The sequence below is a fragment of the Brachybacterium sp. genome (genome assembly GCF_052095815.1).
Lineage (GTDB): Bacteria > Actinomycetota > Actinomycetes > Actinomycetales > Dermabacteraceae > Brachybacterium.
In genome coordinates, this window is sequence record NZ_JBQDLF010000005.1 from 54,624 (window position 1) to 70,984 (window position 16,361).

13 protein-coding genes are annotated in these 16,361 nt (G+C 69.0%); 1 reads left to right on the forward strand and 12 read right to left on the reverse strand.

Translation table 11 applies throughout. The annotated features are described in order from the left end of the window. Positions 1 to 33 precede the first annotated feature (33 nt). The gene (gene miaA, locus ACTH43_RS03490) at positions 34 to 1,014 is read right to left on the reverse strand and encodes a tRNA (adenosine(37)-N6)-dimethylallyltransferase MiaA (protein WP_441443538.1); all 981 of its coding nucleotides are present in this window, start codon (positions 1,012 to 1,014) and stop codon (positions 34 to 36) included. 176 nt (positions 1,015 to 1,190) lie between these two features. Here miaA and ACTH43_RS03495 point away from each other — a divergent pair, with 176 nt between their 5' ends. Further along, positions 1,191 to 1,652 carry a YbjN domain-containing protein gene (locus ACTH43_RS03495; RefSeq protein WP_441443539.1) on the forward strand — a complete coding sequence of 154 codons (462 nt, stop codon included), beginning with the start codon at positions 1,191 to 1,193 and terminating at the stop codon, positions 1,650 to 1,652. A 145-nt stretch (positions 1,653 to 1,797) separates the two neighbouring features. On the opposite strand, the gene miaB is transcribed toward ACTH43_RS03495, so the two are convergent. The 11 genes from miaB to asnB all read right to left on the reverse strand — a co-directional run bounded on the left by miaB (position 1,798) and on the right by asnB (position 16,225). Next, positions 1,798 to 3,408: a tRNA (N6-isopentenyl adenosine(37)-C2)-methylthiotransferase MiaB gene (miaB, locus tag ACTH43_RS03500; protein WP_441443540.1), complete on the reverse strand. Its 1,611-nt coding sequence runs from the start codon at positions 3,406 to 3,408 to the stop codon at positions 1,798 to 1,800. A gap of 189 nt (positions 3,409 to 3,597) precedes the next feature. Next, on the reverse strand, positions 3,598 to 4,296 hold the full coding sequence (locus ACTH43_RS03505; RefSeq protein ID WP_441443541.1) for a regulatory protein RecX: 699 nt from the start codon (positions 4,294 to 4,296) through the stop codon (positions 3,598 to 3,600). Between the two features lie 3 nt (positions 4,297 to 4,299). Continuing rightward, positions 4,300 to 5,418 (reverse strand): recombinase RecA, encoded by a 1,119-nt coding sequence (gene recA / locus ACTH43_RS03510; RefSeq protein ID WP_441443542.1) that lies wholly within the window; start codon positions 5,416 to 5,418, stop codon positions 4,300 to 4,302. Between the two features lie 257 nt (positions 5,419 to 5,675). Beyond that, entirely contained in the window at positions 5,676 to 5,900 is a 225-nt protein-coding gene (locus ACTH43_RS03515; RefSeq protein ID WP_441443543.1) for a DUF3046 domain-containing protein, read from the reverse strand. Position 5,901: 1 nt separating this feature from the next. After that, positions 5,902 to 6,207: a helix-turn-helix domain-containing protein gene (locus ACTH43_RS03520; protein WP_441443544.1), complete on the reverse strand. Its 306-nt coding sequence runs from the start codon at positions 6,205 to 6,207 to the stop codon at positions 5,902 to 5,904. Between the two features lie 180 nt (positions 6,208 to 6,387). Next, positions 6,388 to 7,014, reverse strand: coding sequence for a CinA family protein (locus ACTH43_RS03525; RefSeq protein WP_441443545.1), 627 nt, complete (start codon positions 7,012 to 7,014; stop codon positions 6,388 to 6,390). Then, positions 7,011 to 7,601 (reverse strand): CDP-diacylglycerol--glycerol-3-phosphate 3-phosphatidyltransferase, encoded by a 591-nt coding sequence (gene pgsA, locus ACTH43_RS03530; RefSeq protein ID WP_441443546.1) that lies wholly within the window; start codon positions 7,599 to 7,601, stop codon positions 7,011 to 7,013. The genes ACTH43_RS03525 and pgsA overlap by 4 nt, the downstream gene beginning before the upstream one ends. 159 nt (positions 7,602 to 7,760) lie before the next feature. Then, entirely contained in the window at positions 7,761 to 10,661 is a 2,901-nt protein-coding gene (locus ACTH43_RS03535; RefSeq protein WP_441443547.1) for a DNA translocase FtsK 4TM domain-containing protein, read from the reverse strand. Positions 10,662 to 10,762: 101 nt separating this feature from the next. After that, positions 10,763 to 12,457 carry a ribonuclease J gene (locus tag ACTH43_RS03540; RefSeq protein ID WP_441443548.1) on the reverse strand — a complete coding sequence of 565 codons (1,695 nt, stop codon included), beginning with the start codon at positions 12,455 to 12,457 and terminating at the stop codon, positions 10,763 to 10,765. 35 nt (positions 12,458 to 12,492) lie between these two features. Then, complete coding sequence (dapA, locus tag ACTH43_RS03545) at positions 12,493 to 13,401, reverse strand: 4-hydroxy-tetrahydrodipicolinate synthase (protein ID WP_441443549.1); 909 nt, start codon at positions 13,399 to 13,401, stop codon at positions 12,493 to 12,495. Positions 13,402 to 13,456: 55 nt separating this feature from the next. Then, positions 13,457 to 16,225, reverse strand: coding sequence for an asparagine synthase (glutamine-hydrolyzing) (gene asnB, locus ACTH43_RS03550; protein ID WP_441443550.1), 2,769 nt, complete (start codon positions 16,223 to 16,225; stop codon positions 13,457 to 13,459). Between the last annotated feature and the right edge of the window lie 136 nt (positions 16,226 to 16,361).

Consider the following 16,361-nt stretch of genomic DNA (forward strand, 5'->3'; position numbering starts at 1 on the left):
ACGACCATGGCCCGTGCCGATGACGCCCCGACCCTACGACTGCGAGCGCTGCGGCGCGATGATGGACGATTCGATCTGCCGCAGCGCATGCTCGACCAGGTCTGCCCCGAGCGCGGCATCGAGCCAATGCACCCGCGGGTCACGACGGAACCAGGTGTCCTGCTTGCGCACCAGACGCCGGGTGCCCGTGATCGTCCCTTCGATCGCGTCGGGGCAGCTCATGGTCCCGGCGAGCACGGCGAGCCCCTGCTCATAGCCGATCGCCCGGCGTGCGGTGAGACCCTGGTCCAGCCCTCGGTCGCACAGCGCGCGGATCTCCTCCATGAGCCCCTGGTCGACCATCCGCTGCACTCGGGCGGCGATCCGGGCATGCAGCAGCGGACGCTCCAGGCGCAGGCCCAGCTGGATGGTGCCGGGGTCGAGGTAGCGGGGCTGCGGGAGGAACGCGGCGAAGGGACGCCCGGTCAGCTCCCCGACCTCGAGCGCCCTGACGATCCGCCGGGTGTCGTGGTGGCCGATCGTGCGCGCCGCCTCCGGGTCCGTTCCGGCCAGCTCGCGGTGCAGGGCCTCGGGCCCCTCCTGGGCCGCACGCTCCTCGAGACGGGAGCGGACCGCTGGGTCCGTGGGCGGGAACTCGATGTCATCGAGGGCGGCGCGCACGTACAGCCCGGAGCCGCCCACCAGGATCGGCACCCTCCCCCGGTCGCGGATCTCTGCGGCAGCCGCGCGCGCATCGCGCTGGTAGGCGGACACGCTCGCCTCCTGGGTGACCTCCAGGACGTCCAGCAGGTGGTGCCGGACCCCGCGGCGCTCCTGCGCGGTGACCTTCGCCGTGCCGATGTCCATCCCCCGGTACAGCTGCAGCGCGTCGGCGTTGATGACCTCGCCGTCCAACTGCTCTGCGAGCGCGATCGCGAGATCGGACTTGCCGGTGGCGGTGGCGCCGACCACCGCGATCAAGGGGCTGCGGGAGGCCGCTGCAGCGGTCCCGGGCTGAGCGGCGTGGGCATCCATGGGAGGCACCCTATCGGCGCCCTGCATCGATGGTCAGCGGGATCACCACCGCGAGGCGGGACCTTCCCACGAGGAGGGAGTAGGGTGATCCGCGATCCGAGACCTCGGATCGCTCTGATCCCTACGTCGAACGCCTGAGGTTGGAAGTGACTGCACCGAACGGGTCCCCTGTTCACATGGACACGGACTCTGCCGAAGGTCTGGCGCCCCTGTCCCTGTCACGGGTCGAGGACAGCCTCACCCGCTATGGCTACGCCTACGTCGAGGATGATGAGCATCCCGATATCGTGCGTGCCCGGTTCGACGACTACAGATTCCAGTTCATGATCTCCGGGGACGAGCACGGCGTGCTGCAGACCCGAGGCCGGTGGAGCCATTCCGTGGATGTCTCCCGCAAAGTGGAGATGATCAAGCTCTGCAACGAGTGGAACATGAACCGGATCTGGCCCAAGGTCTACGTCCGCCGCGAATCGGAGGGCCTGCTCGGCGTCTACGGCGAGCTCGCCGCGGATTTCCGTGCCGGTGCCCTGGATTCTCAGATCGACAACGCGATCAAGTGCGGGCTGAGCACCGTGATCGCGTTCTTCCACAGCCTTGAGGAGCGTCTCGGCCCCGAGCTCGACGAGCTCGACAGCTGACGCGCCGCCGGTTCACTGTGACCAGATGACGATGGCCGGCACCCTGGGGTGCCGGCCATCGTCATCTGGTCACAGTGCTCGATCCGGTCGCGATGCTCGATCTGGTCGCGGTGCTCGCTCTGATCCCTCGCACCGGCCGCAGTGCTCAGGGGCGCCGCAGCCCCGGAATTCCGAGGGTGACCGGGCCATTCGCCGTCGTGCCGCCACCGGTCCCGCAGGAGCCTCCGGCATCGAGCCCCTGCACGCCGGCCTCCCAGGCGTCTCCCGAACGGGTGCGTCGCACGGAGAACCGCTCCGGACCGAGCGCAGCTTGCTCCGCCGTGCCGTCGACCAGCGCGCTGTCCGCGATGAGGTAGAAGGGCGCGGCATGGGTCACGGTCGCCGTGACCAGATCCCCGGGGCGGGGACGCTCCGCGTCCGTGATCCCCTCGGGCAGCGAGAAGTGGACCAGCCGGTGATCGCGGGCCCGGCCTGAGAGCCGCCGGGTCTGTGCATCGCGGCCGCCCTCCCCTTCGGCCACCAGGATCTCGACCGTGCTCCCTCCGAGCTTCTGGTTCTCCTCGTGGGCGAGCCGGTCCTGGAGCGCGGTCAGGCGCTCGAACCGCTCCTGGACGATCTCCTTGGGGATCTGGTCGTCCATGGTCGCCGCAGGGGTGCCGGGGCGGATGGAGTACTGGAAGGTGAAGGCGCTCGAGAAGCGGGAGGCCTCCACGACGTCGAGGGTGCGCTGGAAGTCGTCTTCGGTCTCCCCCGGGAAGCCGACGATGATGTCGGTGGTGATCGCCGCCTCCGGGATACGTCCCCTGACCTTCTCCAGGATGCCGAGGAACTTCTTGCTGCGGTAGGACCGCTTCATCCGGCGCAGCACATCATCGCTGCCGGACTGCAGCGGCATGTGCAGCTGCGGCATCACGTTCGGGGTCTCTGCCATCGCGTCGATCACGTCGTCGGTGAACATCGCCGGGTGCGGGGAGGTGAAGCGCACCCGCTCCAGCCCGTCGATCTCACCGCACGCGCGCAGCAGCTTCGCGAAGGCGCCGCGGTCACCGAACTCGACGCCATAGGAGTTCACGTTCTGCCCCAGCAGGGTGACCTCGATGGCACCGGAGTCGACCACATCGCGCACCTCCGCGAGGATCTCCCCTGGGCGGCGGTCCTTCTCCTTGCCCCGCAGCGAGGGCACGATGCAGAAGGTGCAGGTGTTGTTGCAGCCCACGGAGATCGAGACCCAGGCGGCGTAGGCGGATTCGCGTCGGGTGGGAAGGGTGGAGGGGAACACCTCGAGCGACTCGAGGATCTCCACCTGCGCCTCGGCGTTGTGTCGGGAGCGGTCCAGCAGCACCGGCAGCGAGCCGATGTTGTGGGTGCCGAAGACGACGTCGACCCAAGGCGCCCGCTCGACGATCGTCTGGCGGTCCTTCTGGGCGAGGCAGCCGCCGACGGCGATCTGCATGCCCGGGTTGGCGTCCTTGCCGGGGCGCAGCGCACCGAGGGTGCCGTAGAGCTTCTTGTCCGCGTTCTCGCGGACGGCACAGGTGTTGAACACGATCACATCGACTTCGCCGCGGCGGGCGTCGGCGCTCTCCGGTGCGGCGACGTAGCCGGACTCCTCGAGCATGCCGGTGAGGCGCTCGGAGTCGTGGACGTTCATCTGGCAGCCGAAGGTGCGCACCTGATAGGTGCCTCGCGCGGTCGCAGGACCGTCGAGCGCGGAGGAGTGCAGGTCGAGTGTCGGGGTGTGGGAGCTGAGGGACATAGTGGTGCCAGAGTACGTCTCCCACTCCTCAGTCGGCATCCCCGCGGCACCTCGATGCGGGCAGCGACCTGGAGGTTCGTCGCTGCTGGAGGAAGGTCACAATGCCATGACAGACCCCGACACCGCTGTCGGCTCCTCGGGAGGCGAGGAGGTCGGCGGGCGACGCGGTCCCCCCTCGGGTCGCCAGGCTCAGTCCGCCGGCTCCTGCGCGGCAGCACGGAGCTCTGCGGAGATCACGTGGATCGCGAGGCTGCCCGGGTACCCCTTGCGGGTGAGCAGGGCATCCAGCCGCCGTGAGAGCCGTCGGCGGTGGGCGCCGTCGCGTTCGGTGCGCAGCTGCTCACGGTCCCGATGGCCGATCCTGGACTGCACCAGGTCCCGGCAGCGCTGCTCCTCATCACCGGAGTCCTGGACGGAGGACAGTGCCTCCTCGATAAGCTCGGTCGCGACGCGCTTCTTCTCGAGCTCGCGGCGCAGCGCCTCATCCCCCAGGGCCCGCAATACCCGCCTCTGCTGGACCCACTCGTGGGCGAAAACGGCATCGTCGATCAGGCCGGCCCGGTCGATGCGGGCCATCGCCTCATGGGCGATCGCCCCCGGGACTTCCCGCTGGGTGAGGCGCTCCCGCATTTCGCCAGCTGACCGGCGGCGTGTGGACAGCAGTCGCATCAGGTACCGGCATTCGTGGACCACGGCCCGTTCACGCTCGGCGTGCTCGGGGTCCACGACGGGGCGGGGACGGTCCAGAATCTCCTGGGTGCGTTGGCGCCGCCGGTTGGGGGGCCGCCCCCCCGGGGCGGGGGGGGGGGTTGTGGTCTTGGGGCCACCCGGGGCGCCGCGGGCGCGGGGGGGGCGGGCGCCCCCGCCGCGTGCGTGCTGAGGTGCCATCGATCAGATCGTGGCGGGGACATCCTCGTCGAGGAACTCGTCCTCGCCGAGGGGAGCCTCGGTCGCCGGCGCCTCGGGCTCGGCGGCGTACTTGCCCACTCCGAGGGTGCGGAGGATCTTCTCCTCGATCTCCGCGGCCAGGTCCGGATTGTCCTTGAGGAACTGTCGGGAGTTCTCCTTGCCCTGCCCCAGCTGATCCCCCTCATAGGTGAACCAGGCACCGGACTTGCGGACCAGGCCGTGCTCGACGCCGAGGTCGATCAGGCCGCCTTCGCGGGAGATCCCCTCGCCGTAGAGGATGTCGAACTCGGCCTGCTTGAAGGGCGGAGCCATCTTGTTCTTCACGACCTTGACCCGGGTGCGGTTGCCCACGGCGTCGGTGCCGGTCTTGAGAGTCTCGATGCGGCGGATGTCCATACGCACCGAGGCATAGAACTTCAGCGCCTTGCCACCGGTGGTGGTCTCCGGGCTGCCGAAGAACACGCCGATCTTCTCGCGCAGCTGGTTGATGAAGATCGCGGTGGTGCCCGAGGCGGAGAGCGCACCGGTGAGCTTGCGCAGCGCCTGCGACATCAGGCGAGCCTGCAGGCCGACGTGCGAGTCGCCCATCTCGCCTTCGATCTCTGCCTTGGGCACCAGTGCGGCGACCGAGTCGATGACGACGATGTCCAGTGCGCCGGAGCGGATCAGCATGTCGGTGATCTCCAGGGCCTGCTCACCGGTGTCCGGCTGGGAGACCAGCAGTGCGTCGGTGTCGACGCCGAGCTTCTTCGCGTACTCCGGATCCATCGCATGCTCGGCATCGATGAAAGCCGCGATGCCGCCGTTGCGCTGCGCGTTGGCCACGGCGTGGAGGGCGAGCGTGGTCTTGCCGGAGGACTCCGGGCCGTAGATCTCCACGATGCGCCCGCGGGGCAGACCGCCGATACCCAATGCTGCGTCCAGCGCCACCGAGCCGGTGGGGATGACCTCGACCGGCGGGCGGGTGTCGTCGCCCAGGCGCATGATCGAGCCCTTGCCGAACTGCCGATCGATCTGCGCGAGTGCGCTGTCGAGCGAGGAGCTGCGGTCCTTTGCGGACGACTTCGTGACCGGGGGCTTGGATGACTTCGGTGCAGCCATGTGCTTGTTCCTTCCTGAGGGCCGGGAGTACCGACGCGGTGACCAGTGCGGCCACACTAGGCGCCGACCCCGACATTCGACCGCTGTCCGTGACCCCTGTGGATGGAGGGGCGCTGGGGAGGAGAGGTCGGTGTGTGGAGCGGGTGCTGGGAGGACCGTCGAGGAACAGACTACCGAACAGACGTTCGAACGCGAACCAGATCGCGGCGTGTCGTGCGGTGTGTCGTGAACGGATCTGCTCGAGAGCTCGGGCCTGCTCAGCGCCGCCGCTGCGCGAGCGGGATCTCCCACCGCGCGGAGTCGGGGACGTCCATGGCATCGCACAGGGCTGCCCACACCGAACGCACGGGGACCCCGTGCTCGAGAGCCTGCTCGGCGGTCAGTCCGCCGATCTCCTCGAGCACGAGGTCCTGGGTGTATATGCGTGCGAGTGCCGGCCCGAAGACATGGTCGGCCAGCTCGGTGAACTCGCTGCGTCGCACCTCAGCGAGCGCCGACCAGCGGCTTCGTGCCGTCGACCAGACCCTCGGGGACGGTATCGGGGATCGTCACCTGCTCAGCGATCGCGATCCTCTCGGACACCTCGCGCAGCACGAAGGACAACGGGAGACCGAGCGCATCGGTCACGGAGACCAGCAGCTCGCTGGAGGCCTCCTTCTGGCCGCGCTCGATCTCACTGAGATAGCCCAGTGACACACGGGCGTCGGAGGATACCTGCCGAAGCGTGCGGCCCTGGGTACGGCGCGCGTCGCGCAGCACGTCTCCCAGCTCCTGGCGGAACAGAATCATGGACCTGCCTCCTTTCCTCTGACTGTGGGTGAACTGATGGTGCACCTCGGGAATGCGGTACGTCGATGTCATCACAGAAGGCACAACGCCCGCACCCGAGAAACTGTTCCCCAGAGTGTAGTGGGCCACGCCCGATCATTCCCTGGAGGGTGTGCATGGCGGGACGATGGGGAGGAGCGATCAGCGCTGACTGGCTGAGCTGGGCGGCTGCTGCTCCGCGAGCGCCTCGTCCAGCAGCACGAGTGCGGCATCGACGGTCCGGGACCGGATCTGGGCTCTCCCCCCGCTGAGACGGAGTTCACGGGTCACGGTTCTCGCGCCGCGCTGGGCGAGGCCCAGGAACACCGTGCCCTGGGCGACCCCCCTCTCGTCAGGGCCGGGGCCCGCCACCCCGGTGGTGGACACGGCGATATCGGCGCCGTACAGGCTGAGCGCTCCTTCCGCCATCGCGGTCGCGACCTCTGCAGTCACCGCACCGGTGGCGGAGAGCAGGTCAGGGTCGATCCCGAGCACACGGGTCTTGGCCTCGTAGGAATAGCAGGCCGCTCCCCCGGCGATCGCCGCACTGGCCCCGGGCGCGTCCACCAGGCGGGCCACCAGTCCGCCGGCCGTCAGCGACTCGGCGGTCGCGATCCACCATCCCCGTGCGGAGGCGCGGGCGATGAGGGAGGCAGGATCGACGGGTCGTTCACCCTTGCTGCCGGACCCGGTCCCGTTCCCGTTCCGGCCAGCGGTTCCAGCGCCGCTCCCGGTGTCTCCCCCTTGGACGGCTGCGTCGTGCGACGACGAGCCCGGCGACGTGCTCATGCGTTCCCGGCCAGGGCCTCACGACGCAGCCGCAGGCCGTCCTTGAGGTTGACGACTCCGGACCAGACGGTCAGCACCACGGCCAGGAGCACCAGCGCGAGGCCGATCCAGCGGGCCGGGGTCCACCACAATTCGAAGGGGATCAGGCAGAAGGTGATGGCGATGGTCTGGACCATCGTCTTGGCCTTGCCGGCCATGTTCGCCGGCAGCGCCCCGTACTTGAGGATCGTGAAGCGCATGATCGTGATGCCGAACTCGCGCACCAGGATCAGGATTGTCATCCACCACGGCACGTACTCCCACACCGAGAGCATGATCAGCGCTGCCCCGGTCATCGCCTTGTCTGCGATCGGGTCCATGATCTTGCCGAAGTCGGTGATCAGGTTCCGGCTGCGCGCGAGATAGCCGTCCGCGAAGTCCGTGATCATCGCGAGCACGAACACTCCGGCGACCAGCAATCTGCCGGGCACCGAGTCTGCGTACAGGATCGCGAGCACCACCAGCAGCGGGACCATCGCACACCTCACCATGGTGAGGATGTTGGCGATGTTCCAGAGCGGGACCTCTTCGGTGCGCGGGGTGGTCATCGGGGCTCCTGGCTGTGGGGCGGGGTCCGCATCGGTGATGCGGGCTGAAGGTGGAGGTGGGCGGTCGAGGCTGAACGATCGCTGGTGAGGTGGGCGGACGGCGGGGTGGGTGGACGGCGGGGCGAGTGAACGGAGTGGCTTGCGGGGTCGCTCGCCGGCTCAGCGGCCGGTGAGGCTCCAGACGTCCTCGCTCTGCTCCTCGTCCCCGTCATCGTGATAGTCGATCGCGGGCTCGGAGCCGTCATCGGCCAGCGGATCGTTCGCGTAGCGATCATCCCCGCCGTGACCCTCGGCGACCGGCTCCGGATCCTCCTGTTCGAGGTCGACGGCCTGATCGGCGGCATAGGGCTCATCCTCGCCATCCGCCGGGACGTCCTCGCCGCGGATGCGGGCGATGGCGGTGCCGAGCTCGTCGGGATGGACCAGCACGTCGCGGGCCTTGGATCCCTCGGAGGGGCCCACGATCTCGCGGGACTCGAGCAGATCCATCAGGCGACCAGCCTTCGCGAAGCCCACCCGGAGCTTGCGCTGCAGCATCGAGGTGGAGCCGAACTGGGTGGTGACCACGAGCTCCGCTGCCTGCAGCAGGACGTCGAGATCGTCGCCGATGTCGTCGTCGATCTGCTTCTTGGCCGCGACGACCTGGACGTCCTCGCGATAGTTGGGCTTCATCTGGGTCTTGACGTGGTCGACGACCTTGTGGATCTCGGACTCGTTGACCCAGGCGCCCTGAACACGCATCGGCTTGGCCTTGCCCATCGGGTGGAACAGGGCGTCGCCCTGACCGATCAGCTTCTCGGCGCCGACGGAGTCGAGGATGACCCGGGAGTCCTGCAGCGACGAGGTCGCGAAGGCGAGACGGCTGGGCACATTGGCTTTGATGATGCCGGTGACGACGTCGACCGAGGGGCGCTGGGTGGCCAGGATCAGGTGGATCCCGGCAGCTCGTGCGAGCTGCGTGATGCGCTGGATCGACGCCTCGACGTCGCGCGGGGCGACCATCATCAGGTCCGCGAGCTCGTCGACCACGACCAGCAGGTAGGGGTACGGGGCGAGGCGGCGCTCGCTGCCGGCGGGCAGCTTCACCTCTCCGGCCCGGACGGCCTTGTTGAAGTCGTCGAGGTGCTTGAACCCGAAGGCGGCGAGGTCGTCGTAGCGGGCGTCCATCTCCTTGACGACCCACTCGAGGGCTTCGGCGGCCTTCTTCGGGTTGGTGATGATCGGAGTGATCAGGTGCGGGATGCCCTCGTAGATGGTGAGTTCGACGCGCTTGGGGTCCACCAGCACCATCCGCACCTCCTCCGGCGTGGAACGCATCAGGATGGAGGTGATCATGGAGTTCACGAAGCTGGACTTGCCGGCTCCGGTGGCACCGGCGACGAGCAGGTGGGGCATCTTGGCGAGGTTCGCGACGACGTAGCCGCCCTCGACGTCCTTGCCCACGCCCATCACCAGCGGGTGCTCGTTGCGGCGCGCCACGGAGCTGCGCAGCACGTCGCCCAGCGCGACCGTCTCGCGGTCGGTGTTGGGGATCTCGATGCCGATGGCCTTCTTGCCGGGGATCGGCGAGAGGATCCGCACGTCGGCGCTGGCCACGGCGTAGGAGATGTTCTTGTCCAGGGCCGTGACCTTCTCGACCTTGGTGCCCGGAGCGAGCTCGACCTCGTAGCGGGTCACCGTGGGACCACGGGAGAAGCCGACCACCTCGGCATTGACGTTGAACTGCTCGAAGACCTCGCCGAGTGCGGCGACCACATGGTCGTTGGCCTCGGAGCGGGTCTTGTGGGGCGGACCCTCCAGCAGGAAGGAGGAGTCCGGCAGCGTGTAGACGATGTCTCCGGCGAGCTCCAGCTGTTCGCCGGCGCGGGGAAGGTCGCCCATCGGTGGCGGGACCAGCTCCGCCTTCTCCTCCTGTGCCGGCTTGGTCGGCACAGCCTTGGTCGGGGTGGTCCTGGCGGCGGCGGACTTCGCGGCCGAAGGCAGCGGCGTCGTGGCATCGGGGCCCGCCGCGCCCTTGCCCGGGAAGGTCTTGGCGCGGTGGTTCTCGTCCTCGACCACGTCGTAGACATCCGCGGCGTCGGCGGGGGCGCTGCGGCGCTGGGCGGTGCGGCGGCTCTTCTTCTTCGCCGTCGCCGCCGTCGCGGCGTCCTCGTCCACGCCCTGTTCGAAGGCCTCGTCGCCGACGTAGCCGAAGTTCTCGTGATCGCGCTCGGCCGCTTCGGCCTTCTCCCGACGGCTGCGACGGCGGGGCCTGCCGGTGGTCTGGGCCTCGGTCGCCTGCTCGTGCATCGCGGGGTCCACCCGGCGGGGGCGCAGCCCGAAGGCGACCCGCTCCGCGTCCTCCTCCTCGCTGCGGCCCACGGCGACGTCGTAGACGTCGCGCAGGCGCGAGGGGATCGACTCGACCGGGGTGGCGGTGAGCACGAGGATCCCGAAGGCGATCAGGAGTGAGTGGATGACGACCACCGCGACCGGCGGGAGGAGCGCCTCGAGCGGGGCGGCGGCCAGGAAGCCCAGCACCCCTCCCCCGCGGGCAAGCGCGTCGATTCCGTCCGCCGGAGCGGGCAGCCGTGCCGAGACCGAGGCGATCGCCGAGATCGCGGTGAGCAGGATCGCGATGCCGATCGCGATGCGGGAGTTGGCGCGCACCTGATCCGGGCGTCGGAACATGCGCAGGGACCAGCCGGCGGCCAGCAGCGGGATCACCATCGAGGAGATCCCGAAGGTGCCGGCCACCGCGGTGTGCACGGCACCGAGCACCGGTCCCGTGGACTGCCACCATTCGACGACGGCGACCAGGATCGCGATGAGCAGGAGGAACAGCGCATAGCCGTCACGTCGCTGCTCAGGGGCGACCTCCCATCGCTGCACGCCGATCGAGCGGATCATTCCGCCGACCATGCGAGCGATCGCCAGATAGCCGGAGCGCACAGCGCGCACCGGCAGAGGGAGCGTCGAGGGGTCGTTCGCCCCGGAGCCGGTGGTGCGCGAGGTGCCGGCAGCAGCGGTCCGAGAGGAGCCTTTCGACGCACGTGCGGGGGAAGACGTACGTGTCGCCATGAGCCCGATGCTACATTCCGCGCCACCCCGCACTCGGGAGGCGGGGCCCCCGGCCTCGTCACACGGGCGGTCTCAGAGCCGGCTCGCCCCGGACGGGAGGGTCAGGACTCGATGACGACGGGGACGATCATCGGTCGTCGCCGCAATCGCCGGGAGACATAGCGTCCCACCACCCGACGCATCACCTGCTGCAGCCGATAGGTGTCCCTGCGCTCGGACTGCTCTGCGATCGCGTTCTCCAGCGCCGCGACGATCTCCGGCCGGATCTCCTCGAAGACGCCGTGGTCCTCGGCCATCCCACGGATGTGGATCTCCGGCCCGACGATCAGCGCTCCAGTCTCGGCACTGACCACGGCGAACAGAGAGATGAAGCCCTCACCCCCGAGCGTGCGACGGTCTTGGAGGTCGGCCTCGGAGATCTCGCCGACGCTCGAGCCGTCCACATACACATAGCTGTTCGGCACCGCGCCGACCGTGGCGGCGATGCCGTTCTTCAGATCGATGACATGTCCGTCCTGGGCCAGCACGATCCGCTCGCGCGGGACCCCGGTGAACTCGGCGAGCTTCCCGTTCGCGATGAGATGGCGCACCTCGCCATGGATCGGCATCACGTTGCGGGGCCGCACGATGTTGTAGCAGTACAGCAGCTCCCCGGCGCTGGCGTGCCCTGAGGTGTGGACCGTGGCGGAGCCCTTGTGGATCACCTCGGCGCCGAGCGCCATCAGCCCGTTGATCACCCGGAACACGGAGTTCTCGTTGCCCGGGATGAGGGACGAGGCGAGGATGACGACGTCACCCGGGCCCACGCTCACCTGGTGGTCGCCCTTCGCGATGCGTCCCAGCGCCGCCATCGGCTCGCCCTGGCTGCCGGTGCACATCAGCACGACCTGTTCCTCGGGGAGGCTGCCGATCTGTTTCGCGTCGATGATCGTGTCCGGCGGGACGTGGAGGTAGCCGAGCTCGGCGGCGATGCCCATGTTCCGCACCATCGAACGGCCGACGAAGGCGACTCTGCGGCCATGGCGCGCGGCGGCGTCCAGCACCTGCTGAACACGGTGGACGTGGCTGGAGAAGGACGCGACCACGATCTTCTGCCGGGCGCGGGCGAAGATCGCCTCGAGGGTGGGGCCGATCTCCTGCTCCCCGACGGTGAACCCCGGGACCTCCGCATTGGTGGAGTCCGTCATGAAAAGGTCCACGCCGGCCTCGCCGAGCCGGGCGAAGGCGCGCAGATCGGTGATCCTGCCATCGAGCGGCAGCTGGTCCATCTTGAAGTCGCCTGTGTGGAGCACCGTGCCGGCCGGGGTGGCCACGTGCACCGCGAGGGCGTCGGGGATCGAGTGGTTGACCGCTACGAACTCGCAGTCGAAGGGCCCGAAGTCCAGCTGCTGTCCTTCCGCCACCACGGTGGTGACGGGACGGATCCTGTGCTCCTTCAGCTTCGCCTCGAGGAAGGCGAGCGTGAGCCTGCTGCCCACCAGGGGGATGTCGGGCCGCCGCCGCAGCAGGTAGGGCACCGCCCCGATGTGGTCCTCATGGCCGTGGGTCAGGATGATCGCCTCGACGTCGGCCAGGCGATCGGCGATGAGATCGAAGTCGGGGAGGATCAGGTCGACGCCGGGCTGGGAGTCCTCGGGGAAGAGCACTCCGCAGTCGACGATCAGCAGACGCCCGTCGAACTCGAGGACGGTCATATTGCGGCCGACGTCTCCGAGCCCGCCGAGCGGCGTGATCCGCAGAGTGCCGGGCTCGAGCTCCGGCGGCAGGTCGGGACGCTGGGAGAAGGCAGTGGACATCGGCAGCTCCGCGCTGGTCAGAGGGGTGATTCTGCTCAGAGCAGGCCAGCGGCGTCCAGTGCGTCCGAGAGCATGCGCAGCTGGTCGGTGTCGGCCGGGACGTGCGGGCCGCGCATCGCAGCATGCGGCAGCACGCCCTGCAGGTGGAGTGCGGCCTTCGCGGCCACGGCACCGGGCATGTGGTTCATGATCGCTTCGACCACCGGGACCAGCGCGCGGTGCGCGGCGAGCGCGGCGGGCAGATCGTCCCGATCCACGGCCTCGACCATCTCCCGCTCGAGATCGCCGGCGACCTGGCCGACCACGGACACCATCCCGGCAGCGCCGATGGACATCCAGGGCAGGTTCAGCCCGTCCTCGCCGGAGTAGTAGACGAGGTCCGTCTGCGCCATGACCCGGCTCGCCTGCTGCAGATCAGCCTTGGCGTCCTTCACTGCGAGGATCCGCGGGTTCTCGCCGAGGCGCAGCAGGGTTTCGAAGCTCAGCGGGGTGCCGGTGCGGCCCGGGATGTCATAGAGCATCACCGGCAGGTCCGTGGAATCCGCGATCGCGGTGGTGTGCGCGATGATCCCGGCCTGGCTGGGCTTGGAGTAGTACGGGGTGACGACCAGCAGCCCGTCGATCCCGAGCTTGGCGTGCTCCCGCGCGAGGTCGATCGAGTGGGCGGTGTCGTAGGTGCCGACCCCTGCGACCACGGTGACCTCGGGGCCGACGGCATCCCTCACCGCGCGAGCCAGCTCGAGCTTCTCGACGTCAGTGAGGGTGGGCGCCTCCCCGGTGGTGCCGGAGACCACGATCATGTCGTTGCCGTGCCGGGCCACATGGTCGGCCAGCTTCTGCGCGGACTCCAGGTCCACGCCGTGGCCGTCCTCGGTGAGCGGGGTGACCATCGCGGTCCCCACCGCGCCGAACGGTCGCGCAGAGCGCGTTTCGGTGCTGGTCATGGTCTCCTCCCGAGAATGTTCTGCTGCCCGGAGCCTAGACCAGGCCCGCGGCTGCTCAGTGCTGTGACGCGATGCCGAGGTCGACGAGGATCGCCAGCGGGGTGCGCTGACGGCCCTGGCCGAGCGGGTTGTCCGCGAAGGTCGCCTCGAGGTGCTCGTGCGGCGTCGACACGTCGGAGCCCAGGACGTTGCGTCCGATGTCGTTGGCATCCATCACCACGGTTCCCACGAAGCTCTCGCGCAGCTCGGCGGGGATGTCCGCGCTGCGGATCGCTGCGGAGATCCGTGCGGAGACCGCATCCGGATCCTTCGGCGGCAGCTTGGCGGAGACGTTCGAGGGGAAGGCCGAGTAGGGGGTCGGTCCGTCGATCGCCCGCACGTTCGCGCCGACGACCTCGTAGAACAGACCCTTCCGGCCGATCACCTTGCCCGCGGCACCTGCGGCGGACGCCGCGAGCACCCGGGGCAGTCCGACCTCGCGGATCGCGAGCTCCATCGTGGTGGGGTCGCCCAGGCCGATCCCGGCCGGCGTGCGCGTCACGAAACGGCTGAGCACCTTCGCCGAGCGGCGGGGCTTGACCTCCCAGGTGAACCAGGAGCGGCCCTGCGCGATCGCGATGATCTTCTCGCTGACCACGAAGTACCAGGGTGCCCCGGCGGGCACGACGTCAGCGGGGAGCCCGGCGGCGAAGCTCTCGACACGCTCACGTGCGAGTCCCTCGATGTCGTCGCCGCGAGCCACCAGCTCGGTCTGCAGCGGCAGTCGACGCCAGCTGTGACGGTCTGTCGCGGAGACGAGGTCGAGCTGCTTGTCAGGATTGGCGACGTAGTCGCTCTTCGGAGTCTCGGTCTCCTCGACCTCGTCGAGGTCGACCACCGGGACGGGCGCGGCCGGAGCGGCCTGGGCACCGGTCTGCGCGGAGCCGCCGAGCGCGAGGGTGGCGCCCTCGGCATCGTCGAAGAAGGTGCGCATCCACAGCTCGACGTTCAGCAGGCGCCAGAACATCAGCGTGCCGTGGTTCTCGGGGTGGGCGATGTAGTCGTCGAACAGCGCCAGCACGCTGGGGGCGTCGAAGTAGGGACGCGAGGCGAAGGATGCCGAGGCGAACACGTCTCGAAGCTCCGGCGCGATCGTGCGGAACCACTCCCCCTCGGGGGTGGTGAAGCCGATCTTGTTGCGGCGCTTGGAGATCATGTCGGGGAGGATCCCGTCCATCGACTCGCGCAGGATCCGCTTGTTCCAGCCGTCGTGGATGATCGCGGACTCGTCGAGGGAGAACAGGAACTTCAGCAGCTCCTTGTCCACGAAGGGGACGCGACCCTCGATGCTGAAGCGCATCGTGTTCTTGTCCTCGTAGCGCAGCAGCGACGGCAGGGAGGCCTTGAAGGTGTCCTCGAGCAGTCGCTCCTTGAGGTCGTCCTGGATCGAGGTGACCTTCTCGTGGCTGTGCTCGGCGACGAAGCCGGAGTTCAGCAGCGCCTCGATCGGCACCGAGGTGCGGCCGGAGAACTTGGTGCGGGCGAGCTTGCGGAGGATGTCGCGGGAGCCGACGACCTCGCTCGCAAGCTCCTTGAAGCGCTTCTGGCGGCGCAGCTGGCGCAGGTAGACATAGAAGTACGGGTTGTACCCGGCCATCATCTCGTCGGCGCCCTGGCCGTCCAGCAGCACGGTGACGTGCTTGCTGGCCTCGCGCATCACCGCGTACTGCGCGTACGGGCCGGTGGAGATGATCGGCTCCTCCTGGGTGCGCACGAAGTCGTGCAGGTCCTCGAGGAAGGCCGCAGGCTGGGGCAGGATCTTGTGGGCGGTGATCTGCCCGCGGTTCTCCTCCAGCAGCGCGTCGACATAGCGCTCCTCATCGTTCGAGGAGTTCGGGAAGACCGCCGAGAAGGTGTTCTGCCGGGTGCCGACGGCGCTGTAGCGCTCGTCCTCGGGCTGCTCGCGCAGCTGGCGGGCGATCACGGCGGCGACCGCGGAGGAGTCCAGGCCACCGGAGAGCGAGGTGCCCACGGGCACCTCGGACTGCAGGCGCAGGCGCACCGACTCCTGGAAGCGCTCGCGGTACTCGTCCACTACCTGCTGGTCGTACGGGCGGCTGGGACGCGCGGCGATCTCGCGCAGCTCGTCCTTGAGCCGGGTGAAGGAGGAGGTCGCGGTGCCGTCGGCGCTGATCTCCAGCACCTCACCGGCCATCAGCCGGTTCACGCCCGCGAAGAAGGTCTGGGAGTCGTCGTCCTGGACGCGGAACTTCAGGTAGCGGTAGACCGCGCGGTCATCCGGCGCGGCCTCGAACACGCGGGCTGCCAGGAGCGAGCGGATCTCGGAGCCGAAGACGACTCTGGGGGTGCCAGCATCTGTGCCCGTGCCGGTGGCGGGGTCGACCCAGTAGTAGAGGGGCTTGATGCCGAAGTGGTCGCGAGCGACCGTGACGGTGCCGGTGTGCGCGTCATGGATCGCGAAGGCGAACATGCCGTTGAAGCGGTCGTAGGCGGAAGTGCCCCACTCCGCGTGTGCCTCGAGCAGCACCTCGGTGTCGGAGTCGGTCCGGAAGACGTGGCCGAGGCCCTCGAGCTCGGAGCGCAGGTCGAGGTAGTTGTAGGTCTCACCGTTGTAGATGATCGTGTAGCGGCCATCCGCCGTGGTCATCGGCTGAGCGCCGTGCTCACGGTCGATGATGGCCAGTCGGCGATGGGCCAGCCCGGTCTGGTCGTCGACGAAGAGTCCTTCGCCGTCGGGACCGCGATGGGCCAGCGCGCCGCTCATCCGGCGGGCGATGTCCTCGGTGTCAGCACCGAATCCGTAGGTACCGGCGATTCCGCACATGGGACGAGTCCTTTCGAGGGGGACGGCTGCCGCCCGCAGTCAGGGCGCTCGGCACAGAGAGGGAGGGGCATCAGGGACGCACCCGAGGACTCCAGGCGCGCGGACGGACCGGGTTCGGCCGCCCGAGCTTATCAAC

Excerpts from the sequence above, each read along its gene's own strand:
- miaA (WP_441443538.1), bottom strand. The coding sequence starts at position 1,014 with ATGGATGCCCACGCCGCTCAGCCCGGGACCGCTGCAGCGGCCTCCCGC.
- ACTH43_RS03495 (WP_441443539.1), top strand. The coding sequence starts at position 1,191 with ATGGACACGGACTCTGCCGAAGGTCTGGCGCCCCTGTCCCTGTCACGG.
- miaB (WP_441443540.1), bottom strand. The coding sequence starts at position 3,408 with ATGTCCCTCAGCTCCCACACCCCGACACTCGACCTGCACTCCTCCGCG.
- ACTH43_RS03505 (WP_441443541.1), bottom strand. The coding sequence starts at position 4,296 with ATGGCACCTCAGCACGCACGCGGCGGGGGCGCCCGCCCCCCCCGCGCC.
- recA (WP_441443542.1), bottom strand. The coding sequence starts at position 5,418 with ATGGCTGCACCGAAGTCATCCAAGCCCCCGGTCACGAAGTCGTCCGCA.
- ACTH43_RS03520 (WP_441443544.1), bottom strand. The coding sequence starts at position 6,207 with ATGATTCTGTTCCGCCAGGAGCTGGGAGACGTGCTGCGCGACGCGCGC.
- ACTH43_RS03525 (WP_441443545.1), bottom strand. The coding sequence starts at position 7,014 with ATGAGCACGTCGCCGGGCTCGTCGTCGCACGACGCAGCCGTCCAAGGG.
- pgsA (WP_441443546.1), bottom strand. The coding sequence starts at position 7,601 with ATGACCACCCCGCGCACCGAAGAGGTCCCGCTCTGGAACATCGCCAAC.
- ACTH43_RS03535 (WP_441443547.1), bottom strand. The coding sequence starts at position 10,661 with ATGGCGACACGTACGTCTTCCCCCGCACGTGCGTCGAAAGGCTCCTCT.
- ACTH43_RS03540 (WP_441443548.1), bottom strand. The coding sequence starts at position 12,457 with ATGTCCACTGCCTTCTCCCAGCGTCCCGACCTGCCGCCGGAGCTCGAG.
- dapA (WP_441443549.1), bottom strand. The coding sequence starts at position 13,401 with ATGACCAGCACCGAAACGCGCTCTGCGCGACCGTTCGGCGCGGTGGGG.
- asnB (WP_441443550.1), bottom strand. The coding sequence starts at position 16,225 with ATGTGCGGAATCGCCGGTACCTACGGATTCGGTGCTGACACCGAGGAC.